Here is a 26,147-nt window from a genome sequence, read left to right on the forward strand (position 1 = left end):
CCGCTTGGCTTAATTGGTGTCATGACCGCGTTTGTGGTTTTGATGGTGATTGCTCAACTTAACGCCAGTTCGGGCATTGACGAAGGTTTAACTAGTTTACTGAGTGTCGATTGGAGCAGTCCAAATTCAGTCAAACTACACTTGACGTGGTGGCCAAGACTATTCACGACCATTGTCGCAGGTGCTGGGCTTGCAGTTGCTGGTGTGCTAATGCAACAAGTGCTTAGAAATCCACTAGCCTCCCCTTCGACATTAGGTGTTGCCAGTGGTGCTAGCTTTAGCTTGATGTTAGCCACGCTATATGCCCCTGCACTGCTCGTCTTTTCTAAAACGATTATTGCACTGATCGGTGGTATGGCAACGATGGCGATAGTGTTTGCTCTGTCTTGGAGACGAGCACTTTCACCAACGGTTATTGTGGTCTCTGGATTAGTCGTCAATCTTTATCTTGGAGCGCTTAGTACAGCGCTTTTAATGGCAAATCAAGATAAGTTGGTAGGCTTAATGGTCTGGGGAGCAGGCTCTCTTGTTCAAACCGGTTGGAGTGAAATTGGGTATCTTGCTCCGAGAATTGCGCTAGCGGTGGCGCTGGCATTTATTTGTATAAAGCCTTTGGCTTTGTTGGAGCTATCAGATTCTGGAGCTAAGAGTTTAGGAGTGTCGTTAGTTAAGCTTCGTTTTATCTGTTTGGGGCTAGCGGTACTAATCACGTCCTGGATAGTTGCTCAAGTGGGCGTGATAGGGTTTGTAGGTTTGGCAGCACCTGCAATTGCAAGAGCGGCTGGTGTGCATAGGCTTGGCCCGAAATTGTTGGCTTCTATGTTACTAGGGGCGTTGCTTTTGACGATAACAGATTTGGCTATACAGATGTTGCCTAGTCTTGCTGCCATGATTGTTCCCACTGGCGCTGTTACCGCAGCACTCGGCGCACCACTTCTCTTGTGGTTATTGCCAAAATTGTCGCTGCATGGTCAAGGTCAAACACAGACAACCATGATTCGACGTGGGCACCAAGGGCATCTTAAAAGCCGGAAGGCTCAGTATCTTTGTCTAATCCTGTTGCTAGTGAGTTTCTTTATTTTCTGCACGTTTTCTGTGCAACATTCAGGTTGGCAGTGGCTTGCTGTGTCTAATGACTGGCAGCTATTGCAATGGCGTTGGCCTCGTTTACTTGCTGCTGCGGGAGCAGGGCTTTTATTAGCGATTGCTGGAACCTTGATCCAGCGTCTGAGTGGTAATCCAATGGCAAGCCCGGAAGTTTTGGGGATCAGTTCGGGAACAGCATTAGGTCTCCTTGTGGCAATGTTTTCTGGTGTTGGGGTCAGTGTGGCAGGCTTGTATATTGGTGGAGTCGTTGGCGCTTTAGTCACGATGACAGTAATAGTATTGCTAAATAGAAAATCTGGCTTTCAACCAGAAAGAGTTTTATTAACTGGTATTGCAATCACGGCACTAATGAATGCAGTTCAAAGCTTTGTACTTGCAGGGGGGGACCCTCGAAGCTATCAGGCATTAGCGTGGATTTCTGGCTCGACTTATTATGTGACGACTCAATCACTCATACCCATGCTTCTCGGTGGGGTGGTACTGGTAGCTGCTAGCTTTGCTGTAGGTCGATGGCTAGATATCTTGCCATTGGGTGAGGTGACTAGTCGAACTGTTGGTATCAAGGTGAATCAGTCGAGAGGTTTGCTGTTACTTTTAGTCGCTTTACTGACCGTGAGCGCCACTCTGGTCGTTGGACCACTAAGTTTTGTTGGTCTCATGGCTCCTCATTTGGCTCGGCTTTTCTGTGGTAGCCGAGCTGTCAATCACCTGCTTTGGTCGGCCATCATCGGCACCGGTTTGATGCTTTGCGCCGACTGGTTGTCAAGGCAGGTTCTGTATCCGCAAGAACTACCCGCAGGACTCATTGCTTCAATGATCGGCGGAACCTATCTTTTGTTTGGATTACGTCGCCTTTAACACTACCTAATACGCCGATGATCAAACGGCGTATTAGATGTCTTTATTGATAATGATAATCAAAATAATAACCATTTAATTGTTAAGGAGAACAACGATGAAACAGCAATACTTGCTGAAGCCTTTATCATTCGCAGTGGCTATCGGTCTGTTGGCACCAAGTGCGTACGCCGTTGATGAAACCATGGTGGTCGTGGGTGAGCAGCATGAAAGTGCGGTTGGACCAGATTTTAGCTATATCGGAGAAAAGAGTCGTACAGCTGGTAAGACAGACCTTGCCATTCATGAGACACCAAGAGCTGTCTCTGTGGTGACTCGTGAACAAATGGATGACAGAGCCTCAATCAGTATCTCGGACGCTCTTCAGTACACACCGGGTATACAAGCTAACCATTATGGCGATGACAATAAACAAGACTGGTTTGTTGTACGTGGTTTTGCGCAAGCGAACTCAGGCCTATACCAAGACGGTACTCGTCTCTATTCTGCCGGGTTTTACAGCTGGCAGATTGACCCATTTGGTCTTGAACGTGTTGAGATTTTACGAGGCCCTGCATCGGTACTGTATGGACAAAACCCTCCGGGAGGGCTGATTAACTTGGTGAGCAAGCGTCCTCAGTTTAACGGGGATTTTGGCCAAGTATCAGCAGAATATGGTTCATACAACCGTATGCAGCTGAGCTTAGACGTTAATCATGAGATCAATGAAAACTTAGCGTTTAGACTCGTTGCGATGGGACGAGAAAATGGAACTAAGGTCGAAGATGTTGATGCGAAAAGATATTTAGTCGCCCCCTCGCTTGCGTGGCGCATTAGTGAGCAAACTCAGGTGACATTTTTGACCAGTTATCAGAAAGATAACTCGGACCCATATTTACAATTTTTGCCTCTCGAAGGCACTCTGACTAGCAACCCCAATGGAAAAATTTCTGATGATATTGCTTTAGGAAACCCTGATTGGGAGAAGTTCGAACGAGAGCAACTATCACTTGGATATGAGTTTGAGCATCACTTTAACTCTGCATTGTCGTTTGGTCAGTCACTAAGATATAGCAAGATGGATATCGACCTACGTCAAATGTATTTCACTATGTACGCAGCAGATGTCCCTGGGGTTGGAGGGATGCTAGATCCAACCAATTCTAGAGAAACCATAATTAGGAATGTGACAACAGAGCAAGGGCGTTCAGAAGCATTCAATGTGGACAATCGTCTCGTCTATGCATTTAATGCTGGTGCAACAAGCCATACTTTATTGGCGGGCGTTGATTATCAGCAAGTTGATATCGAAAGCCAAGATTATGCGGTAGATCCGCTTGTTGCGGATGGCAATACCATGACAGGGTTAGGCATTCCTGATCCAAGGTTCAACATTTTTGACCCGAGTTACTCAGATAACCTTGTCCTGCTTAATCCATCGACTTTCCAGCCATTAAGTGATGCGGACTTGCAAACCACCACGACTAAAAACAGTCAGCTTGGCTTTTACCTTCAAGACCAAGTTCGTATAAATGATTGGGTTGTACAAGCTGGGGTGCGTTTCGATAACACATCGAATAAGCAACGTAATCTAGCTACCAATGATGTTTATCAAGCCGACTATAAAGAATGGACATCCAATGCTGGGGTTGCGTATGTGATGTCAAATGGTCTCACTCCATATGTGAGTTATGCGCAATCTTTTGAGCCTCAAATCCGAACAGTGAATACACAGGCGACTAAACCTGAACGTGGTGAAGCGTATGAGGCTGGATTGAAATATCAACCTTCAGGTTTCGATGGCTACATTAATGCGTCGATCTATCAAGCGACCAAAAAAGATGTAGTACAAGTACAAGGCACGGAAATTAAGCAAGTTGGCAAGATTCGAAACCGTGGCGCAGAGCTTGAAGCACTTGCTAACGTAACTCAATCTCTGACCTTAATTGGTAACGTTTCGTGGGTAGATTCTGAAATTGTAGATGATGTAAATTCGAGCATTATTGGAAATACTCCACAGCAAGTCGCTGATACACTCGCATCTGCGTGGGCTAAATATCAGTTCTTCGGTGGTAGCATGGATGGATTAAGTGTCGGTGGTGGTGTTCGCTACACCGGTGCGACCTATGCTGGAAATGACGAGCAGCATAAGGTCCCAGCGTACGCTTTATATGATGCAACGGTGAGCTATCGAATTGATGATTATAAGCTTCAAGTTGCTGCTAAGAACCTGTTTGATAAAGAGTATATCGCAACCTGTACGAGCAACTTTTGGTGTTACTACGGAGATCGTCGTAACGTAATCGCAAGTGTTACATACGACTGGTAGTTGTTTGCCCTCCTCTGCAAGTGAGGGGGGCATACAAATGAATTATCGTGCTTCGATAATATAATTGCAGATCAAAGGAAACTGAGACCAATAACAAGCGGGTTTTTAATTGGAGTACCTAGTTCTGGAACTGGGCGTTCATTGGTATCGTTTAGGCCGAGTCGGAATCGGACTCTGTTTAAGCAGATTTTTTCTATCTCAGGTTTGAGTAGGTCAAACTGCTTAAACCTTTCCTTGAGCTGTGGGTGTTGTTCTTGGTAATCAAGGATCTCTTTCCCTAACATGCCATAAAACTCTTGCTCACTAATGCCTTCTTGTTCCATCCAAGGTGAGATGAACCTTAACACAGTGACAAAGTGACCAGTGAGCAAGTCATGGACTAGGTATTCACTTGGCAACCTGCCTAAATTTGACTTAATTGCTGTATCGAGCGTTTCTAGCTCTGAGTAGTCTTGATCGACTAAGCGCAGATCTCCATGAAAGTCTTTAATGATGCAGCCGACAGGGAGGTTGTCTTGCAGTATCAAGGTGATGTTTTGTCCGTGTGCAACCAAAGCGACTCCGTATTGACACATCAAGTGATACAGGGGGGTGACTACGTGATGAAACATGCGTTGTAGCCACTCTCTTGGTGTAACGCTGCTAGCCTCAATTAGGGCACCAATACAAGAATTACCTTCGGCGTCACCTTGCATCAGTGTCGACATCGACAGGGGGCGTTGACCAGGCTTTAAAATGGACTGAGCGCTTTGTCTCCATATACAGCCTAGCATCTCATTGTAGCGGTAAGATCCCCCAACCTGAGACTGGTATGGGTGAGGACAAAATACGCCCGCCACTTCTTTTTGTACGTGTAATCCAAGTGTCTTGAGTGTTGAATCTGAGGAGACTGTCCCTTCAAGCCAGTTAGATATTTTGGCTCCCTGCTCGATGTATTTGCCCGGGATCCCTCGATAGCAAGATGTGTTGAGGATGGTAATGGCTGTTTTGGTATCGTAAAACACACTTGTGGATTTGTTGCTCAATGTTCGAATGGATTGTTGGGCTACCCAATTGGCTTGGTCGCACCCCAATTCAATGATGTTGCCCTCGATAAACCACTCAGTGTATTGAATTCTAATGAATCGGTCTAGCTGCCAAGGGTGCACCGCAAAAATGTGAAACTGCGCTTCCCAGTCGTTCGGCAACTTGCGCTCGAAACTCTCAAATGTTTGCTTTGAAACTAGTGACTGAATTAAGGTCTTTTGATCAAGCCCTTGTTCGTATCCTGATAGGCAGCAGTGCTTCTTTATCGCCAGATAAGTGAGCGCAATAGGTGCGGCTGCTTCCGGAGAAAACTGATCGAGTTCATTTGTTCCCCAGCCCAATCGACCTTTATTGGCTACCAACTTTGGGTGTGCATCGAGAAATTGTTGTCGACTAGTCTCATCGAGTTCAATAAGGCTTTTGGCTGAGATAGTACTTAATTTTTCGAGGTGCTTCATTTCCGAGTAGAGCGTTTGATTTATTTCTTCCATAAATCCTGCGACGTTAATCTCAGATATATCGACTAGGTTCTTGAGATCAACAATAAATTCACTGATCGTAGGGTTTTTATTTCCATCAACACTTACTGTTCCGATGGTTGGCATTACCATGCCCCAAATACTCATTCGGTAATTAAAGCCCCATTGGCGATTGTTTATATCAAGGGTAGCCTTTTTGGAAGAGTTGGAACTAAGGGAAGGTGTTTGAATCTCAATAAGCTCTTCAAAGTTAAGCTCACTAATGGTTTTACATATTATCTTTTGGTTTGCGAGTCGCCATAGAGATTTATCTTCTATATCAAAGCTGTCTTTCATCAAATTTCCTTTTCTATTATCCATGATAACTATTTGTTAAATATTGAAAACAACTGGTTGACAACTATGCAATAGATCCACATTATAATGCAAATAATTATCATTACCGTTTCGATATGTGGCTTTTTAGTGCATTGGTTTCAGTTGGTATCAGCCAGACGTTGTTATTGGCATATCTCCCAATCTTAGCTGAGGGATTAAGTTGGATATTGGGTGAAAAGTATTTTGGCTTTCTAGTTATTGTTTTAAATATCAACATAATCACTCATTTTTTATCTAATCGATTTTGGGCCAAAAAAGTGAGTGTTCATGGCGAGAAAATAGTCGCAAGGTTTTCAATTACTATTTACCTGCTGGCTCAATGCTTGGTAGTGATCGGATTTTATATAGCAGTAGAAGAATTATTTTTTGGTAAAGAGGTAATTCTGTTCATCGTATTTTTTAGAGGTCTTGTCGGATTTTCTGGTAGTGCGTTCTTAATCTGTGCGCAATCCGATGTGATGAGGAAAACTTGCGATGAAAGTGAGCAGGTTAGTCAGCTCGCTAAGCTAAGTGGTGCGCTCAATCTTGGTCGATTGGTCGGCCCACTATTGGCTTTGGTCCCTATATCTTGGTTAGTCATGCTGTTTATAACACCTTGGCTAGTGCTGCCTTCTTTGAAAGGAAGACCTTGCGCAATGAATGGTGAAAGCAAACGACCAGTGACAGAGCAATCCAACGTGGCCTCCATCTTAAGAGGATCAAAATGGCCACTAAGCTGTGCGATTTCGATCACCGCACTCGTGGCGAGCTTTCAAATAGCATTGACCCCAGAATTTTTGGCGTTAGGGGTATCGGCACAAACTGCGAGCCAGTATTTGGCTGGATATTTGTTTTTTATTACATCGATGGTTTTTGTCGGTCAATTTTTTATTGTGCAGCGCCTACCGATCCAATGGTATTCAAAATTTGTTGGTTTGGGCTTATTCGGTGTTGTGGTGGGGCTATCGGTGATGACTCCCAGTATGAGTGTGTTCATTGTTGTAGGGGTGTTTCTAGCGATAGGGCTATCTTTTGCATCACCATTTTATAGCCACAGCGCTTTTAAGCTATCCGCAGGTTTGGGCCATCGCTCACAGGTAAGCGCTTTGCTCGCACAATCCCATAGCCTAGGTCACTTTATTGGCTTAACGCTAACTTCAATCACATTGGTGATAAGCCCAAATCATTGGTTCATCCCTATGGTAATGGCTTGTTGTGCTTTTTTTGGTGTTCTGAAAACTCAAAACGCCACGGTAAATATAAATAAAACAGTAAGATAAAGGAATATCATGAATATGCTTCTTCGCAGTGGTGTAGCGGTATTTACGCCTGCTCTTCTTGCCACTTCAATTGCTCAAGCTTCTCAATCCACGGATATGGAAACCGTCATCGTAACGGGTTCGAAAATTCAAACCACCATTGCTGACTCTGCTACGACGATGTGGGTTATCGATCAAGATGATCTGCAAAAGCAAGTTAATGCTGGAGCGGATCTAAAAGCGGCATTAGGCCGTCTGATCCCCGGTTTTGATTTTAGTAGTGGCAGTCGAACCAATTACTCACAAAACTTGCGTGGCCGAACTGCACTAGTAATGATTGATGGAGTTTCTCTCAACTCCACTCGAGAAATAAGCCGCCAATTTGACAGTATTGACCCATTTAATATTGCTCGCATTGAAGTGCTTTCTGGTGCTACTGCACTATTTGGTGCAGGTGCTTCTGGCGGTATTATCAATATCATCACCAAAAAAGGTCAGTCTGGGGATGCGCAATTTGAAACACGCATAGGTGCTGCCTCGGGTTTCAATGGCAGTGAAGATTTGACCAAACAAGCGGCCGTGGCCGTTTCAGGTGGGTCAGACAAAATTGCAGGACGACTATCTATTGCTTATGAAGGCCGCGGAGCTTCGTATGATTCAGATGGCAATATGATTTTGCCTGATATCACTCAAACAGACTTGCAGTTCAATCAAGCCATCGACGTGATGGGTAATCTTGAAATGAACATCGACGAAAATCAACGTTTGTCACTCACCGCACAATTTTACGACAGCCAGCAAGATACGGAATACGGGACTTATCTTGGCCCTAACCTTGCGGCATTGTTTGGGTTTAGTGAATACGTCGAGGTACGCAAAGGGCTAAGTTTGGACGATCAACCTGGCACTCAGCGTCGCTTTATCAATGCCCAATACAATCATGATGACGTGCTTGGTCATGCGCTTTTGGCACAACTTTACTACCGCTCAGAGTCATTGAGCTTCTTCCCATTCCCTACCATTGCCACCGTAAACTCATCGGCATATTACATGTATGGTGCGTCGGTCCAAGACACAGATATTGTTGGCGGCAAGATTATGCTGCAGAAAGAGTTGGGTGATGTGACGTTAAATTACGGTGCAGAGATTGCCAGTGAAAAGTTCAGCGCAAAGCAAAAAATGTATGACGTGGCGACGGCGCTGGCTTCTGGCGGAATGACCTTTAAGTCGACGCGTGAGTTGCAACGCTATCCTGATATTACCACCACTAATGGCGCACTCTTTACTCAGGCTAACTGGCGCTTAAACGACTCTTGGTTGGTTAACGGAGGACTGCGATACCAAAACACTTCATATGATGTGAGTGACTTTGTCGATGTTACCTCGCAAGATTTAGTGGCTGCTGGACTGATACCATCTGCTGAAGCGATCGAAGGCGGCAAGTCGAGCTCGGATGCTTGGTTATTCAACCTTGGAAGCGTTTATAGCATCAACCAAAGTTCACAGGTATGGGCTAACTTCAGTCAAGGTTTTAGCCTGCCTGACCCTGCTAAGTTTTACGGTCGAGGCACCTACAGCTATGCGACAGGCTCAGGTGTTATTGTTGATAGTGTGAGCGTAAGTAATACGCCGCTAGAAGGCGTGAAGACGGATTCCTTGGAGCTTGGCTGGCGTCAAGCGAATAGCACCTATAGCGCACAAGTTGCTGCATACTACTCTGTCTCAGATAAGACGCTTAAGATAAATAGCACTGATCTTAGTGTTGAAGTCGATAATGAAGAGAGCCGTGTCTATGGTATCGAGGGTCAGTTTGACTACTTCTTTACGCAAGACGTCTATGCCGGCCTTCAGGCGCACCTTCTTAACAACGAAGAGAAAAATGATGGCTCTTGGCAGAAGCGTGATGTTCAGTATGCCAGCCCGTCAAGTGCGGTTGTACGAGTAGGTTACGACAACTTAGATTACGGCGTTGAGCTGTTTGTGCAGGCATTAGCAGATTATAAGGATGCAGAAAACGACAAGCTTGAAGGTTATACCACAGCCGGCCTATCTGCATTCTATGCACTGCCAGTAGGGCAGGTGAACCTCGGTGTTGAGAATCTATTTAATACCAGTTATCAGACGGTTTGGAGCCAAAGAGCGCAGGCGATTTACGGAACAACCTATGAAGCGATGCTCGACTTCCAAGGCCTCGGCCGCACTGTATCTCTGAGCTATAGCGCTGAGTTCTAATCAATATGGCACTTACATTCTCAAACATAGATCTTGAGATTGCAGGCACGCAAATACTTCGCTCTGTGTCGGGAAGTTTCCCTCAGGGCGAGGTAACTGCGCTCATAGGTCCAAATGGTTCAGGAAAGAGTAGCTTGTTGTCTGTGGTGAGTGGCTTGCGCTCACCCAGCCAAGGGGAAGTGATTCTAGGAAGTCGTCCGTTAACTTCACTATCACGTAATCAAGTTGCTAAATCCATCTCCCTCATGCCACAAAGAAATCCGGTGCCCGCTAGCTTGCGAGTGAAAGAGTTAGTTGAGTTTGGTCGTCATCCCCATCGCAGTTGGTATCAGGGTACGAGCGATAAAGATCGAGAACTTATCTGCTGGGCGATGGATCAAACCGAAATAAGCCACTTTGCTAATAAGCCTTTAGCTGAGCTCTCTGGTGGTGAATTACAGCGCTGTTGGCTCGCCATGGTACTTGCTCAAGACACCCCAATTCTAATGCTAGATGAACCGACATCTTGGCTTGATATTTCTCATCAGGTGAATCTACTCTCTATTGTTAGGCGTTTGAATAAAGAGTATGGAAAAACGGTGGTTTGGGTACTTCATGACTTAAACCAAGCTCAGATCTACAGTGATAACGCTATTTTGCTGGAACAGGGTCGTGTGGTTGCTCAGGGAAAGGTGGACTCGGTTTTAGAGCCAAGTCGACTATCGAGTGTCTATCAGACGCCATTGACCAAAGTTTCTATTGGCGCACATGACATTTTATGGCCGGAGGCTGAGAAATGAGCCGATGGTTAGCAGTTTTGACGATACTCTTCTTACCTTGGGTTAAAGCGAGCCAAGTTTGCCTATCTACGTGCGTCAATAATGAAAAACCAGCGCTTAGGGTCATCGCACTCAATTGGTCCGCAACCGAAATGCTGTTAACCCTTGGGGTTGAACCTGTGGGGGCGCCGCAGATCTCTGGGTACAAAAAGTGGCAAACTAATCACCCGAAAATTGGCTCTAATGTGACAGATATAGGTCGCCGCCAAGAACCAAGTCTAAGTGTTATTGCCGCACTCAAACCAGATTTGATCATTGGTTACGATTTTCGTCATCGCAGAATATTGCCTCAGCTAAACGCTATTGCACCTACCTTGCTTTATCAGCAGTTTCCCACCCCTGATGATGTTGATTTTAATTACTTTGAACAGTCCTTAACAGTTTTTGACGCAATAGCGAAAGCAACCCATACCCAAAAGAAAGCACAGCAAGTGCTTGATGATTTGAACCACCAGTTAAATAGCTTATCTGTACAAATAAACTATCAGGGGTATATCACGTACGCCAAATTTGTTGGTATGGGTTATGGGTTACGCGTATTTTCGCAGCATAGCCTTGCTGGAAGTATCGCTCACAAGCTTGGTTTGAAGTATCAGTCCGTTCCTTCGCTTCCTGGTAAAGACTTCACCCATTTAACCATTGAGCAGTTACCGAAACTTTCCAATACGTTACTCCTTCTCGCTGGCGATCAAACTAAAAGTGACTACATCACGGGATCGCCTGTTTGGAGTGATCTGGCTTTTGTCAGAGAGAAGCAATTAAGCCAAGTCGAACCTTTATGGAGTTTTGGTGGCCCAGTGTCGATAAGCCGAATGGCACATGCGTTTTCCAAAGCTGTCCAGGCATACGAGGGCGACCAATATGACTAAAGTAATTCTAGGTTTGCTGACGTTACTAGCGGCTTCAGTCGCACTATATTTGGTGATGGTTCCTACACTGCCCGACGGTTTAATTTCCCGTTCAATGTTGACCCATGTATGGATACCAACCGCACTAATGGCCCTTGTGGTTGGTATGTTGCATTCCAGTTCGGGCCTACTCATTCAAATTTCTTTGAATAATGATTTTGCATCTCCAGCGACACTTGGAATTGCATCGGGTGCCTTGCTTGGTGCAGTTGTTGCCCAAATAGGCTTCCCGGAGGTTGGGTTTGTCGTTATTTGGTTAGGTGCTTTCATCGGGGCTTTACTACTATCCGTTGTCATATTACTCGTGAGCCGTTTGTTTGGTGGTGGGCAGGTGTCGATCATTTTGGTGGGTATGGCATTGGGCCTAGGGGCGGGCGCAGTCTCATCAATTTTGCTGCTTTACTTCGAAAATCAGACAGACGGTTTATTTTTGTGGGGCAGTGGTCAGGTGCTGCAAACCAGTATCAATCCGATCAAAAATTATGCGCCACTTATTTTAGCGACATTGCTCGCCTCTATGGTTGTGTTACCCAAACTATCACTGTTTCAACTTGGTGAAACCAATGCTAGAGCTTTAGGTGTATCGGTGGCTCTATGGCGTTGGTTGATTCTACTGGTGGCGGTTTTGCAGGCGTCACTTGCGACAGCCATGGTTGGGTTGGTGGCCTTCGTTGGACTGATGGCTCCACATCTTGCTCGTTCGGTTTATGCACTCACCAACAAGCAGCGCAACATCGTAGCCCTGTGGTTGTTGTCCGTATTGATAGGTGCGCTGATTGTCTTGGCCGCAGAGTGGTGTTCTCGCTCCTTACTGTTTATTGGTTATCGATTACCGACAGGGGCGTTTACCACACTAATTGGTGCGCCTTTCTTTATCTACTTGCTGTTTCGACGGGCAGGTCGTGTCTCTGCAGCTTCTGATAGTGGCTTGCTACATTTACGAGCGATCGTTGAGCTTAAACCATATAAAACCATGTTTTTACTAGCAATGATGCTGGTTTTCTCGCTACATTTTTGGGCCGATCTATCTACTGCATCAACGGCAGTATGGGTGAATTATCGCATTGTAATGGCCGCCATTGCTGGTGTGGCTCTAGCGGTGGCTGGAGTGGTGTTGCAGTCGCTATTTCGTAATCCAATGGCTAGCCCAGATATTTCTGGGGTGAGTGCATTTGCCGTCTTGCTTATCGCCTGCGTATTGGTGATCTATCCAGCAGCGCCACAGTGGGTGTTGAGTGGTGCCTCTTTGGTGGGCGCAGCTTTAGTGATGTTGTTGCTTTCTTGGGGAATCAAGCAGCAGCTCAATGTCGCTCAATTAGCGCTGTTTGGTATTGTGATATCTGCGTTTGCAGGCACGGCAACCCACATATTGTTGACGTTTGGCAGTAGTACCGCATCGGTGACGTTGATGTGGCTATCGGGAACGACCTATGGTGCTAGCCTTGAGCAGATCATCCCATTTTTAGTTGTCGTGACGGTAACCTTGGTTAGCCTGCTGCCCTTTCTACGCAGCTTAGATCTCTTCTCTCTTGGGGAAATCGTGCCGAAAACGCTCGGTGTTGATGTGAACAAGCACCGTGTTGCGCTTTTGCTCGGTTCGGCATTTCTCACCGCTATTTCCGTATCATACGTCGGGGCGATAAGTTTTATTGGCTTACTTGCCCCGCATTGTGCTCGCTTACTCGGTGTTACTCGGCACGCACATTTACTACCTACCGCCGCTTTCATTGGTGCCACGTTAATGGTTTGGGCCGATGGACTTGGCCGCACCGTAACGGCGCCGAACGAAATTGCCGCTGGTCTGATGGTGTCCATTATCGGCAGCGGTTACTTCTTACTTCTTATTTTAGTTGGGTATCGTAAAAGGACTTATGCAAACACTTAACAATCTTTATCAACGCTCTTCTTACCACGTGCACGAAATGCAACATCCGGCGCCAAGTGACGAGCAGCTTAGAGCAATCCTACAAGCGGCTATGAGCACTCCGGATCATGGCCACTTAACGCCTTGGAATTTCTTGGTGATAGAAAATGCGCAAGTTGCTTCTTTGGTCGAGTTATTAAAGCAAGCGTGGCTCGAACATGATGATCATGTCACCGAAGCACACGCCAATCGCCTTGCTAGCTATTTGTCTGCGGCGCCAGTGATGGTATTGGTTTCGGCAGAAGTAAAGCCGCACCGCGAGATCAGCCAACAGGATCAAATTCTCTCTGCGGCGGCTGCCTGTCAGATGCTATTGCTAGCAGCAGATCAATTGGGGTTCGGTGGTGTTTGGTATAGCACGGATGCCGTTGAGCTACCGAATGCTCGTCAAGCACTGGGTCTTGAGCAGAATCATCACCCAGTTGGCTTTTTGATTTTTGGTACCCCTGTCGAAGCTCGCATTAAAAAACGGAGAAGTGTCGATTCTCTGGTAAAGCAATGGGTTGGAGAGAAGCAGGTGGCAGAGTGGCGTTCAGGCAAGACTGTGGAGGTTGAATCATGACCAGTAACCGTTTAAGCATCCAGTGCTTTTTCAATAGTTTATCAGTCGATATGGTGGGTGAAACGCAATCTCATAAAGTGGGTGATGTTGAGCTGGTTTGTGCCAGTTTTATGGTGACCGAGGGGACCTTACTGCTGCCATTAACTTATCATTCGGAAAATGCCCGTCATCGCTATCGAGGGGATATCCATCTGTTGACTGAAGAAGGCCTTTTGTCGGACATCGAGTTTCCTACGGCGGTTGCTTTGGTGTGTGCGAGCCAAACGGGATTGACACCTGAAAAATTGGATAGATTGACGCAACGAGTGGGTGATTCTGACCACTATATTAATCGAGCTGAGCATAGTTATCTGCAGCGTCATGCTGAGCACTTGCCGCAGTGTTTTATCGAATCAGAACAGGCTTTGATTGGTGGACATAGTATGCACCCAAGCCCTAAAAGCTGTTCACCATTGAGCTATGATGAGCAGGCGCAGTTTTTGCCCGAGTTTGCCAACTCTTTTTCTATCGAATGGTTTGCAGTAAGCCCTGAAGTTTTGGTGGTAGGTTCTCACAAGCTGAATACTAGCCGTGTCTTGAATGAGCTCTTTCATGCATCCGTGGGTGAAGATGAAACGAATGCGTTGCCTAGCGGTTGGCTACCTTACCCGATGCACCCATTGCAAGCGGCTGCCTGGCGAAATAGTCATGATTTCCAGAGCGTCTCATCACAGGTGCTGGATTTGAAGATTAAGAGTTCAGGGTGGTTGGCTACGTCATCTTCTCGTGCCATTTATCATCCGAAACTGCCATGGATGCTTAAAGTTTCACTGCCGGTCAAACTAACCAACTCATTACGCCTTTTGAGTGAGAAAGAGGCTCAGCGAGGCGTACTATTTAGCCAGTTATTGGACACACCCGCTGGCGAAGAACTGGTTCAACGTAGTAAGCACACACAATTTATCGAAGAGCCTATGTGGGTATCCATCAAGGATAAGGAGAGTAAAACGCTTGATTTACCATTAGTCGCTTTGCGTTCTAACCCATTCTTTAATAGCGGGGAAGATGGTGTGCACCTGTTAGCGACGGTCAATCAAGAGCTGCCGCAGCAGTCTAGCTCTCAAGTAGCCCAGTGGATCGCCGCACTCGCTCAAAAGAAAAATATCTCGGCAGAAGAATCGGCGAGAGCATGGATAGACCACTTCTTTAAAGCGGTGATCGAACCGCTTTGTGTGGCAAGAAGTGACTATGGGATTGTACTGCTTGCCCATCAGCAAAATATTCTACTTAAAGTAACAGATGGTTTACCTGTCGGCATGCTTTATCGAGATTGCCAAGGGGTTGGGGTGACAGAGTTAGCGCTTAAACGATTTGACTCGGTATTGTCTAGCCCTCCTGAGTATTTCATGACAGGTCAAGAGGTGAACCCATACCTGGCTTACTATGTGGTTGGAAACTCATTAATTAACACGGTGGCATCAATCGCAGCAGCAGGTCTTGCAAGCGAACGTGCGTTGTTTGATGTTTGTATTGAAAACCTGCATCGATTAAGGCTGAAAAATCCTCTCGATTCATCGTTTTATGATTACTTGCTAAGCTCTTCAAGTTTACATTGGAAGCGAAACTTCTTGTGTTTTTTGAATGAAGATAATGAAGCAACACTAGAAAACCCAGAACAGATATACAAGTCGATACCTAATCCTCTCAAGAGTGATTTAATGGTGGCGTGCGTCAAACCAGTGATTGGCGTATCAGAGGTTACTGTGTGTTGTGTTGCTACCAATCAAACTGGCCTCAAGCAGTTCGAGATCCATCAACTTGGTAAAGTGATGGCAGGTTTTGAGGTGAAAAGTAATAACGGAGAGCTTCACTATCATGCAAATACCGAAGATGAAATGTTGTGGTGGAGCGGTCTTGAGCATGTATTTGGTACAGAAAAAACCGACCATGTGGTTTGCTCAACGGTACCTGATTCCGTTCAACTTAATGCTTTGATTCCTCGCAGTGAATTTCTAGAAAAAGCGCCGATTTGGCACCACAAAGATCAACAGAACAACCAGCATTCATTGGCGATGGCGGACAATGGCATTGAACACCCTGCTAGGCCAGCAAAGCCTGATGATGTGTTTTATCAACGCTATTTCTATCCTCTTAAAAGAACCCTAACCCTTAGGGTTGTAGACAAACAACGAGATTTATCAGCCTTTCATCGCTGGCATAACGACCCTGCAATTTCGCCAATTTGGGAGTTGGAAGGCACACAAACGGAGCATCTAGATTATTTGACCAAAATGGAATCTGACGCTCATCAGTTTCCAGTTATCGCTGAGTTTGATGGGGTGCCATTTGGCTACTTTGAGGTGTATTGGACCGCAGAGGACAGGCTTGGCCCATATTATGAGGTTGAGGCATTTGACCGAGGGGCTCATATGCTGTCCGCAAATCCTAGATTTAGAGGTTGGCGTTACTTTGAAGTGTGGTCAAAGGCTGTGGTGCAGTATTGTTTTTTGGTCAATTCGCAGACCAATCACGTTATGGGTGAACCGAGAGCAGACAATGCAAAAGTATTAGAGCTGACGAGAAGAGTGGGGTTCGACAATCTATTTGAGTTCGATTTCCCTCATAAGCGAGCCGCCATGTTGCAGTGTCCACGGAAGCGATTCTTTGAGCAATTCGCAATCTAAGCCATGAATTTACAAGGAGGTGAAAAATGACGTTATCAAACTATGATTTGTTAGGAGTTGGGATCGGTCCTTTCAATTTAAGCATTGCCGCACTAGCTGCGCCAAAACAGTCCCTCAAGACGCGATTTTTTGAGCGAAAAAACCGTTTTGTTTGGCATCCCGGCCTTTTATTGAGTGATGCAAAAATGCAGACCTCATTTTTGAAAGATTTAGTGACAGCGGTTGACCCTACCAGTGAATACTCATTTTTGAACTATTTGGTAAAAAATGAAAAATTTTACCCGTTTACCGCAAGAGGGGAGTTTATGATTTCTCGATTGGAGTTTTCTGACTATATGTCGTGGGTGTCCAATCGTTTACCCAATACTCAGTTTTCGAGCGAAGTTGAATCGGTCTCTTTTGATGACGATCGGTTCGTAGTGACGGTTAACGGTCAGCAGCACGTGTCCAAGCACCTAGTCGTTGGCACGGGAACCCAAGCGGTCACTCCTAACTGCGCTAAGCCACATTTAGGTGAGCACTGCTTTCACGCCCAAGAAATGATGATGAGGGCGCCAGACCTTAAAGGTAAGCGCATCGCAATCATAGGTGGTGGGCAAACAGGAGCTGATATTTTTCAACATGTCTTTGATGGGGAGTTTGGCCAACCGAGTCATGTTCACTGGGTATCGAGGCGTGCCAATTTAGAGTCGTTGGATGAAAGCTGCTTCACCGATCAGTTTTTTATGCCAGATTACGCAAATCAGTTTTTCCATTTAGACAAACAAAGCCAACAAATGGAAGTCAATCGCCAGAAGCTCGCCAGTGATGGGATCACCGAAGAGTGTTTAAAGGGGATTTACCAACGCCTATATCACGATAGGTATGTGCTCAAGAACTCCCGCTGGTGGAACGTGTTGCCTCATCAAGAACTGGTTGATATGAAAGCGAGTACAGGTGCGAATTTTGAACTTTCTATCCAGCACGGGCTAAGCGGAGAGATCTCTTTAATTGAAGCTGATGTCGTGATTATGTGCACAGGATTCTCGAGAGTTTTGCCTGAGTGTTTGAAATCGGTGGTTGAAAAGTTGGAGTTAGACGATAAATCGCGTCCAATATTGACTCAAGATTATCAAGCCATCTGGAAGCAGGCATCATCCAATAAGCTCTTTATCGTTAATGCTGGCACACATAATCACGGAATTGTTGAACCACAGTTGAGCTTAGCTGCTTGGCGCGCCGCTAAGATAATCAACAGTACCTTGGAGCAGTCTGAATACACTGTGACCGACTCGGCTAGTGTGATTGATTGGAGCCTAAAATCAGCTGGCATCTCAAAAGTAGAGGCTAACAGACCTCAATTGGCCTAACCAAAGCGGCACTTTACAGTGTAAATTTTAGCCAAGATGCCAGCAAAGCAATTTTGACTGGCATCTTTTTTATCTTCCCTCATAATGCGCCCTGAATTCATCCAAAGGGCAAACATCGTGACTGCTGCTAAATTTTCTACCTTGGCACTAAAGCCAGAACTGTTATCAAACCTAGAAACCATGGGTTATGCCGAGATGACACCAATCCAGCAACTTAGCCTACCGCTTATCGTTGAAGGCAAAGATGTGATTGGTCAGGGCAAAACAGGCTCGGGTAAAACAGCGAGCTTTGGTTTAGGTGTACTGCAAAACCTAAACGTGAAGCGTTTTCGCGTACAGTCACTGGTGCTATGTCCTACTCGTGAGCTTGCTGATCAAGTTGCAAAAGAGATCCGTACGTTAGCTCGTGCTATTCACAATATTAAAGTACTGACACTTTGTGGCGGTATGCCAATGGGCCCACAGATCGGTTCTCTTGAGCATGGTGCACACATTCTAGTCGGTACACCGGGTCGCATTCTTGATCACCTTGAAAAAGGTCGTATCAACCTAGCCGAATTAAACACCCTAGTGCTCGATGAAGCCGATCGTATGCTAGAGATGGGTTTCCAAGACGCACTAGATGCCATCATTGATGAAGCCCCTGTCGATCGCCAAACCTTGCTGTTTAGCGCAACTTTCCCAAGCCAAATCAAATCGATTGCTGACCGAGTGATGAACAAGCCAGAGATGGTGAAAGTAGAGTCCACTCACGATCACTCAAGCATCAAACAGCACTTCTTTGAGTTGGAAGGCAATGAGGAGCGTGATGATGCACTTGAGCTGCTGCTGAACCACTACAATCCAGAATCATCAGTCGTGTTCTGTAACACCAAGAAAGATGTACAGGCTGTCGCTGACGAGCTTTACCACAAAGGTTATAGCGTGATTGAATTGCACGGCGATATGGAGCAGCGTGAACGTGACCAAGCCTTAGTTCAGTTTGCCAATAAGAGTATCTCCATCTTGGTGGCAACAGATGTTGCTGCTCGTGGCCTTGATGTTGAAGACCTAGACGCCGTATTTAATTTCCAGTTGTCTCGTGACCCAGAAGTACACGTACACCGCATTGGCCGTACTGGCCGTGCAGGTAAGAAAGGCGTAGCGTGCAGTTTCTTTAGTCAGAAGGAAATGTACAAGGTGGCTCAGATTGATGAGTACATGGACTTGCCAATTGAACCGTCTCAGCTTCCACCTCAACCTAGCACTCGCATGGACCCACCAAAGATGCGTACTATCCAGATTGATGGTGGTAAGAAGCAGAAAATCCGTCCGGGCGATATCCTTGGTGCATTAACAGGTGATGGTGGTGTTGACGGCAAGCAAGTCGGTAAGATTAAAGTAGTCGCAATGCGCTCTTATGTCGCTGTGGAACAATCTATCGCCAAGAAAGCACTACGTAAGATTGAGACGGGTAAGATGAAAGGCCGTCAGGTGCGTGCAAGGTTATTGAAATAATCTCTACGACGCTTAATCCAGATTTAAAAACGGCTACCGTATTGGGTAGCCGTTTTTTTATGCTGCTTTAATAATGACTTGGTTTTTACCACTTGTTTTGGCTTGTACCAAGGCTCTATCCGCTCGTAGGACGGTTTCAAACTCTTCCTCACCTACAGCACTTAGACCGATACTGACTGTGATACGAATGGTTTCGTCTTCCAACTCGATAGGCTGGTTGGCAAAGCTTGCACGCAGAGCTTCAAGGTTGGCGTAAGCTTCTTGGCTAGTGTCGGCCTGAAAGAGCACACAGAATTCCGCACCACTAATGCGGGCGATGCTCAGTGTTCTTGGCTCTGGGAAATAGGCTCTCAGTGTTGCGCCAGCCTCTCTCAAGATCCGGTCACATACTTTGTGTCCATGTTGCTCATTAAGCTCTCGGAAGTCATCAATGTCGATAAACGCTAAGTAGTGATCATCAGCTTTTAATGCGGTCTGGATCTGTAGCTCGAGAGCTGGCTTGTTATCAAGCAAGGTCAGTGGGTCTTTAAAGTTGATCTGCTCCCTAAGTTGCTGATTACACAGCTCTGACGATGCAAGGGTTTGGATGGTCTTGATCACTTCTTTTGGTAACGGAAATCGGCAACTGATGTAAAGCATACCACCTAACCTTTTACGATGGTAAAGCGGCAGACGGTAGTGACGAGTTTTGATTTGGGCTTTCTTCGCCAATACATCGCGATCTTTTGCCAAAAAGTAGCCAATTTTGTTCGAACTTATCAGTTTAGTTAATTTGTTATCTTCGACAATCAACTGTTTTCGGCCACGATAATCGATACTCGCAAATGTGCGGCTAGCAGGGCAGTAAACAAAAAGTTGGATGCCCTGAACAAAACAAAACCGCTGAATAATGCGTTTGAGCTGAGTTTGAAAAGCAACAATATCGGGAGATTTGCTTAATCGTCGTAACTCGCGATTAAATTGCACCGACAAATATTTGTAAGCCAGACCTGTTAGCGTCAACGCTAAGATAATGAGCCCAGACAAATTGACTTGATGTGTGCTTTCAAATACATCAGCCCGATCAGTACCTGCTACAAACACCCAGCCAAGTTGATCATTGATATCGAAGCTAATTAAGTGGAACTGGTTTTGGTAAAAGTATTCGATTTCACCCTTTGGGACCCCCTGCTCTATTTGTGGCGCAACACCCGCTAGGTAACTGATGGATTGCTGGCCTATACGTTGGCTATCAGGATGGTAGACCAGTCTCTGCGTGTCTTGGTCGACAATAAAGATATACCCTCGATCTAATGTTTGCAGTCCTTTTAGGTACTGAGTTAAGTACAGAAGATCAAACTCAATCCAAAGACTATGCGCTTGGTGAGGGTCTTTGTGACGAATGGCGAAGACCCAGTGGTTAGGTGTCTTTTCATAAACCACGGAAATGGCGAATAACCCGCCATGGCTTTGCAAATGATGCCAGTGTATTGCCTGGGATTTTAAAAAAGACGGTTTGGATAGGTTAATCGAGGAATAGTTGTTGCTCTCCTCATTATGAACCACGATATCTGAATATAGCGGAGTGGTCTGCAATACATGCTGCGCAGTTTTAATATATTCGGACTTTCCATCTTCTCGCCAGATCTGTTCGAGGATCTGTAGTTTCCCGATGGCTGACTCTAGGTGAGCATTTATCATTGAACTAGCGATAAGAATGTTGGACTCGGATTGTTTGAAAACTTGTACTTGGGAACGCTGAAAGTGCATATAAGCCAAGTAAAATGAGTATATAGCTAACAGCACGAGAACGGGTCTCATTAGCCGTAAAGTAAGTTTTGGTAATGCCATTGACGTATGTATTTTGTTATTAAATTATTGTGGAAAATTCCAGCAACGACATACTAATCAGTTGCCAATAGCGCCGCAACCAATATTCGGTTTGGGTACAATTTGGGGCTTTAATATAATGAGGGGCAATAGATAAAGCCCACCGGGGTGGACTTTATCCAGCTGAGAGCAAACGATTAGGTATTGCTCTCGCGATGAAGGATCATTATCGACATAGGATCAACCAGTTGATCGCTAGATGTGCTTTTGTGGGTAATTTTGTGATGGGTAGTGTTACACAGTTCTGTCCACACTTGACCATCTTCTGTTGGCAGTTTGTAGCGAGCCGGTACGCTGGATTGATTGATTAGATAGATGAGTTCATCACCATCTTTACCAATACCTAGGTGAAGCGAGATAGCTCGGATCTGGTTCCAATCCTCATGTGACATTAATTTGCCATCGGTTTTAGTCCAGTGGACACGGTTATCATTACGGCTGTGACCACTGAAAGCTTTCACAAATGGCAGCATGTATTGATTGCGATTAGCAATCATGCCGCTGAGCCACTGTTTGAAGTGCTCTTGAGGTTCGTTAAGTGACCAATCTAACCAACTGATGTCACTGTCTTGGCAATAGGCATTGTTGTTACCTTGTTGGGTGTGAGATAGCACATCCGCCATCAAAATGTGTGGGATACCAAACCCGAACAACAAGCTGGCCATGAAATTACGTTTCTGTTTTTCACGAGTTGCCAAAATGATTGGGTTGCTGGTTTCCCCTTCGATGCCGTAGTTGTCGGAGCGGTTGTCACCGTGACCATCGCGATTACTCTCACCATTTTTGACGTTATTTTTATGCTTGTAAGACACAAGGTCCTGCAAGGTAAAACCGTCATGGTAGGTAACATAGTTAATGGTAAGTTTTTCTGGCCAACGCGATGCGGAATAAATATCACGAGATCCCATCAAACGAGTAGCAAACTCTTTGAGGTACCCTATATCTCCGCGCCAGAAGCTGCGAGAAATATCGCGAAACTTATCATTGCATTCATTCCAACCGTCGGGGAAAGAGCCGACTTGATAGCCATTTGGACCAATGTCCCAAGGTTCAGCAATCAGTTTTACTTTTTGCAAAATAGGGTCTTGTCCAACCGCTTGGAAGAACGAAGCGTTTGGATTGAAATGCTCTCGATTACGCCCCAAGGTCGCCGCAAGGTCAAAACGGAAACCATCGATGTGGTATTCCTCAACCCAATGACGCAACGTGTCCATGACTAAGTTCAATGTAGGTTGGTGCGTAAGGTCCAGCGCATTACCACAACCTGTGTAGTTGGAGTAATGGTGGTCATGACGCAGGTAATGGTGGTTATCAAGGGCTTTTAAGTTAAATATTGGCCCACCATCTCCAGATTCAGCAGTATGGTTATAGACGACGTCCATTACGACCTCAATACTGTTACGGTGTAACTCTCTGATCGCCATCTTGAGTTCATTGACTGCATCTTGATCTGCGTACCTTGGATCTGGGGCCATGAAGACGTATGGGTTGTAACCCCAGTAGTTGACCATATCACGTTCAAGCAAATGCACTTCGTGCATGCAGGCGGTAATTGGCAACAACTGTATGGTATTGATGCCCTGTTGTTTGTAAAAGTTAATCATCGCTGGAGAGACCAAGCCTAGATATTTCCCTTGCTGGGCAGGCTCAACTTCTGGGTGTTGTTTGGTCACCCCTTTAACATGGGTCTCAAACAAAATGATTTCATCAATAGGGCGGTTCGGTGACGTGACACCCTCCCAGTCAAACTCTGACTGAGTCACTACGGATTTGCTAATTCCCCAACTCTTCTCTGGGCTGAAGGGAGGGGAGTAGTGAAGTGGTCCGTCTAATGCTTTGGCATAGGGATCAGAGATGAGTAGTTTCTCATCTTTGTGATTAACGACGTAACCATATCGTTGGCCAGCAACAATGCCTTCTATATAAGTGTAAAAAATTCCCTTGGGTCCGGCTTCTAAAGGGAACGTTTCGAATTCTTGGTTGTCTTTAAAGAGTACCAGAGCTATTTCATCGCCTTGCGGGGCGTGAATTGAGAAGTTACATCCGTGACTGTCTAGGGTAGCACCTAATGGGTATGGGCTTGCTAGGTTTGTTTCCATATTGTTCATTCTTATAAGTATCAATAATAGCTATGTACAGTATGAATTGTGACGAAAATCCGTCAACTGCCTTTTTATTAACTTTTTTGATGAAAGTTTATTTCTTTTTTTAGCCTTGCTCGGCCTTAACTTTTGAGCACCATCTCATTTCGTAGCACAGTTTGACCATGTTTAACGTTAAACTCATTCCTAATTTGGTGACTCCTCTCGCAAAAAGCCTGTTTTCTAATCTTTCTACTCCCTCCTCATCCCCCTAGTAAAAAAGATAGGCGGAGGAAGTCATCCCTAACTCATCTCCTTAATATAGCGATTGTGGAACGAAAACTGATTCACGCCTCGTAGCCTTTTACGATTTTGGTAATTACTGCCTTTGTTACCGCTTAAAAGGATGCCGGGAGAGAAATCAATACAATCAAAATTAATCGTTAAGGAGATAACGATGACTCTTAAGAAAGTAAGCGTAATTGCTGCTGCAGTGGCTTCTGCAATGTTATCTGGTGGCGCAGCAGCTGCCGAAGTAGATTATCACGGTTACATGCGTGCTGGCATGGGCTTTAACTCGAACGGTGGTTCTCAAGTATGTTACGGCAACGGTGGCCCATCGGCACACGTTGTCGGTCGTCTAGGTGACGAATGTGATATGTACGGTGAGTTCATCTTAAACGCTAACAAGCTTTATGAAAATCAAGGCAACAGCTTTAATGCGCACACGCTTCTAGCATTTGGCACTGCTGAAGATGGTGGTCCAATTCAACGTGACACTCGTGGTAGTTCTTTCCAAGGCATTGGTGACCCTGACTCACCATGGAGCGGTCAGCGTGCATCCTTCCGTGAGGCGTGGGTAGATTACACAATGGAAGATGGCATGAGTCTATGGGCTGGTAAGCGTTACTACGGCCGTAAAGACGTGCATATCCTAGATATGTACTACGTAAATACTTCGGGTGATGGTGTTGGTGTTGAAAACATTAAGCTAGGCGAAGGCAATTTCTCTGCGGCAGTATTTAACCGTAAGTGGAAAGCTCCATTGGAAACTAAAGATGATCCATCGACTCCAGAAGATGAGACTAAAAACCTAGAAAGTACTCAACTATACACTACTGTACCTACGCTTGATTTGCGCTACGGTGGGCTAAATGTTAACGAAAATGGTTCTTTAGATTTTACATTACTTGTATCTAAACCTTTCTATACAGATGCACAGAAAGATGCGATCGAAAATGGTACTGGTAATGCTGCAGATCATGACTCATACGGCCTTGAACAAACGGGCTACAACTTGACAGTTGAGCATACACAAGGTGATTTCTTCGGTGGTTTCAACAAGTTTGTAGTTCAGTACAGCACCGAGGGTTACGCTTGGGATTCTTACGGTATCAACAGCCACATGGGTATCGGTTACAACATTGAGACTCAACAAGAAGGCCGTAAAACGTTACGTATTATCGACTGGGGTGTAATCGCAGGTGAAACTTGGGATATGGGCTACTCATTTGTGTACTCTCAGTTAGACAACCCAGGTTCAAGTAAGAAAGGTAAGCGTTACAACGCTGTAGTCCGTCCTTCTTACAAGTGGTCAGAAACTATGAGCACAGTAGTAGAAGCTGGTTACTATGTCCAAGATGATCCATGGATGACTGAGTCTCAAGACCTAAGCAAAATCACTCTTGCTCAACAATGGCAAGCAGGCAAGAGCTTCTGGGCTCGTCCAGCTATCCGAGTGTTCGCTAGCATGTACAATGGTGACTACGCTATCGAGAAGAATGACATGATGGTTGGTGCTCAGATTGAAGCTTGGTGGTAATCGAACGCTTTGAATGAGTAAAATTAAGGATAGCCAGCATCAAGCTGGCTATTTTGTCTTTAAGGAGTAGTAATGAAAAATCTTTTAATCTCTTCAATTAGTTTCTTTTCCTTGATTGGGTGTACATCTGCTGTAGATGTTAGTACAGCCCCGCAGCATGCAGAGATGAAAGAAGTTTCTACTCTGCAATCAATTAACTGGAATGAAATAGCTCCTGAAGGTGTATTTACTTTCACTATCAGCGAAGGTTCGCAAAAATATACATCTGATGGTATTGATAGTCTCGTGGGTGGCTTTAGTATTGATAACATAGGGGCTCCACTTCGAATGGAGCTGACAAGTGAGATGAAGGACTTGTCGGTCTTTGTCCCTAACCTTGCGTTATATGATCAGAATTTTGAGTTGATAAAGAGTTATTCGTCAAAAGTATTCGATTACGATCGGAATGATTTTATTGCTGGAGAGGTTTTGCAAGGAGAAGTAGTGCTAGCCTTCCCTGCCCAAGTAACAAAGATTTATGGCTTGATTTATACGACAGATAAAGATCTAGCTGAAACAACAGAGGTGATTCATCCTGCTAAAGCTTTTGCAATTGCAAAACGCGTTGATCAGCCAACAATCGCTGACCCAGTCGTTGCACATAATACTTACGGTACTGTGATTATCGATGTAGAAACCGTTGATGGTAGTGAGTTTAAACGCGAACTGTACTATGGCGATAAAACTAAAATAGCTAACGCAGCTAACTCTAGCTCGGTTGCGACTTCTATTGTTAGCCCGCAACCGGAGACCCACTCATTCTACATCTCATCCATAGAATCTGCCGTCGCTGCAGACGACATCCCGAAAGCACTTAGCCTCCTTGACGAAGCAAAAGCGCTTAACATCGAGGGCGCACAAGAAGCCTTTGTAAAAGCGGTCAACAAAAAGTAACTTTGTTAAAGGGTGATGAAGTTTGCATCACCCTTTACCTAATCCCTTGTTTTTCTGCGTCAGATAAGATTCTTTGCAAAACCTTTCATTTTTCT

At 45.3% G+C, this 26,147-nt stretch carries 16 protein-coding genes; 13 read left to right on the forward strand and 3 right to left on the reverse strand.

Translation table 11 applies throughout. The features are described 5' to 3' along the window. Positions 1-42 precede the first annotated feature (42 nt). Together fhuB and J4N39_RS15600 are read left to right on the forward strand one after the other, a co-directional pair. Entirely contained in the window at positions 43-1,965 is a 1,923-nt protein-coding gene (gene fhuB, locus J4N39_RS15595; protein ID WP_503064170.1) for a Fe(3+)-hydroxamate ABC transporter permease FhuB, read from the forward strand. Positions 1,966-2,062: 97 nt separating this feature from the next. After that, the gene (locus tag J4N39_RS15600) at positions 2,063-4,273 is read left to right on the forward strand and encodes a TonB-dependent siderophore receptor (protein ID WP_252025589.1); all 2,211 of its coding nucleotides are present in this window, start codon (positions 2,063-2,065) and stop codon (positions 4,271-4,273) included. A gap of 71 nt (positions 4,274-4,344) precedes the next feature. On the opposite strand, the gene J4N39_RS15605 is transcribed toward J4N39_RS15600, so the two are convergent. Continuing rightward, the gene (locus J4N39_RS15605; protein WP_252025591.1) at positions 4,345-6,114 is read right to left on the reverse strand and encodes an IucA/IucC family protein; all 1,770 of its coding nucleotides are present in this window, start codon (positions 6,112-6,114) and stop codon (positions 4,345-4,347) included. Between the two features lie 497 nt (positions 6,115-6,611). On the opposite strand from J4N39_RS15605, the gene J4N39_RS15610 reads away from it, so the two are divergent. The 9 genes from J4N39_RS15610 (at position 6,612) to dbpA (ending at position 19,347) form a co-directional block, all read left to right on the forward strand. Continuing rightward, entirely contained in the window at positions 6,612-7,415 is an 804-nt protein-coding gene (locus tag J4N39_RS15610; RefSeq protein ID WP_252025593.1) for a hypothetical protein, read from the forward strand. A 9-nt stretch (positions 7,416-7,424) separates the two neighbouring features. Then, positions 7,425-9,626, forward strand: coding sequence for a TonB-dependent receptor (locus J4N39_RS15615; protein WP_252025595.1), 2,202 nt, complete (start codon positions 7,425-7,427; stop codon positions 9,624-9,626). Between the two features lie 5 nt (positions 9,627-9,631). Beyond that, complete coding sequence (locus tag J4N39_RS15620; RefSeq protein WP_252025597.1) at positions 9,632-10,405, forward strand: ABC transporter ATP-binding protein; 774 nt, start codon at positions 9,632-9,634, stop codon at positions 10,403-10,405. Continuing rightward, complete coding sequence (locus J4N39_RS15625; protein ID WP_252025599.1) at positions 10,402-11,313, forward strand: ABC transporter substrate-binding protein; 912 nt, start codon at positions 10,402-10,404, stop codon at positions 11,311-11,313. Before J4N39_RS15620 ends, J4N39_RS15625 begins: the two co-directional genes overlap by 4 nt. Next, on the forward strand, positions 11,306-13,237 hold the full coding sequence (locus J4N39_RS15630) for an iron ABC transporter permease (protein ID WP_252025601.1): 1,932 nt from the start codon (positions 11,306-11,308) through the stop codon (positions 13,235-13,237). Before J4N39_RS15625 ends, J4N39_RS15630 begins: the two co-directional genes overlap by 8 nt. Beyond that, entirely contained in the window at positions 13,224-13,838 is a 615-nt protein-coding gene (locus J4N39_RS15635) for a nitroreductase family protein (RefSeq protein WP_252025603.1), read from the forward strand. Before J4N39_RS15630 ends, J4N39_RS15635 begins: the two co-directional genes overlap by 14 nt. Next, on the forward strand, positions 13,835-16,501 hold the full coding sequence (locus J4N39_RS15640; RefSeq protein WP_252025605.1) for a GNAT family N-acetyltransferase: 2,667 nt from the start codon (positions 13,835-13,837) through the stop codon (positions 16,499-16,501). The genes J4N39_RS15635 and J4N39_RS15640 overlap by 4 nt, the downstream gene beginning before the upstream one ends. A gap of 26 nt (positions 16,502-16,527) precedes the next feature. Further along, the gene (locus J4N39_RS15645) at positions 16,528-17,850 is read left to right on the forward strand and encodes a lysine N(6)-hydroxylase/L-ornithine N(5)-oxygenase family protein (RefSeq protein ID WP_252025607.1); all 1,323 of its coding nucleotides are present in this window, start codon (positions 16,528-16,530) and stop codon (positions 17,848-17,850) included. A 117-nt stretch (positions 17,851-17,967) separates the two neighbouring features. Beyond that, on the forward strand, positions 17,968-19,347 hold the full coding sequence (gene dbpA / locus J4N39_RS15650) for an ATP-dependent RNA helicase DbpA (RefSeq protein WP_252025609.1): 1,380 nt from the start codon (positions 17,968-17,970) through the stop codon (positions 19,345-19,347). Between the two features lie 57 nt (positions 19,348-19,404). Here the strand turns inward: dbpA and J4N39_RS15655 are convergent, their stop codons facing one another. Further along, positions 19,405-21,027 carry a sensor domain-containing diguanylate cyclase gene (locus tag J4N39_RS15655; protein ID WP_252025611.1) on the reverse strand — a complete coding sequence of 541 codons (1,623 nt, stop codon included), beginning with the start codon at positions 21,025-21,027 and terminating at the stop codon, positions 19,405-19,407. Between the two features lie 326 nt (positions 21,028-21,353). After that, positions 21,354-23,315, reverse strand: coding sequence for a glycogen debranching protein GlgX (gene glgX / locus J4N39_RS15660; RefSeq protein WP_252025613.1), 1,962 nt, complete (start codon positions 23,313-23,315; stop codon positions 21,354-21,356). A gap of 439 nt (positions 23,316-23,754) precedes the next feature. Between glgX and J4N39_RS15665 the strand changes: the two genes are divergently transcribed. Then, positions 23,755-25,119, forward strand: a complete 1,365-nt coding sequence (locus J4N39_RS15665; RefSeq protein WP_252025615.1) for a carbohydrate porin — start codon at positions 23,755-23,757, stop codon at positions 25,117-25,119. A gap of 72 nt (positions 25,120-25,191) precedes the next feature. After that, the gene (locus J4N39_RS15670; protein ID WP_252025617.1) at positions 25,192-26,052 is read left to right on the forward strand and encodes a MalM family protein; all 861 of its coding nucleotides are present in this window, start codon (positions 25,192-25,194) and stop codon (positions 26,050-26,052) included. Positions 26,053-26,147 lie beyond the last annotated feature (95 nt).

Source organism: Vibrio sp. SCSIO 43136, assembly GCF_023716565.1.
Classification (GTDB): Bacteria; Pseudomonadota; Gammaproteobacteria; order Enterobacterales; family Vibrionaceae; genus Vibrio.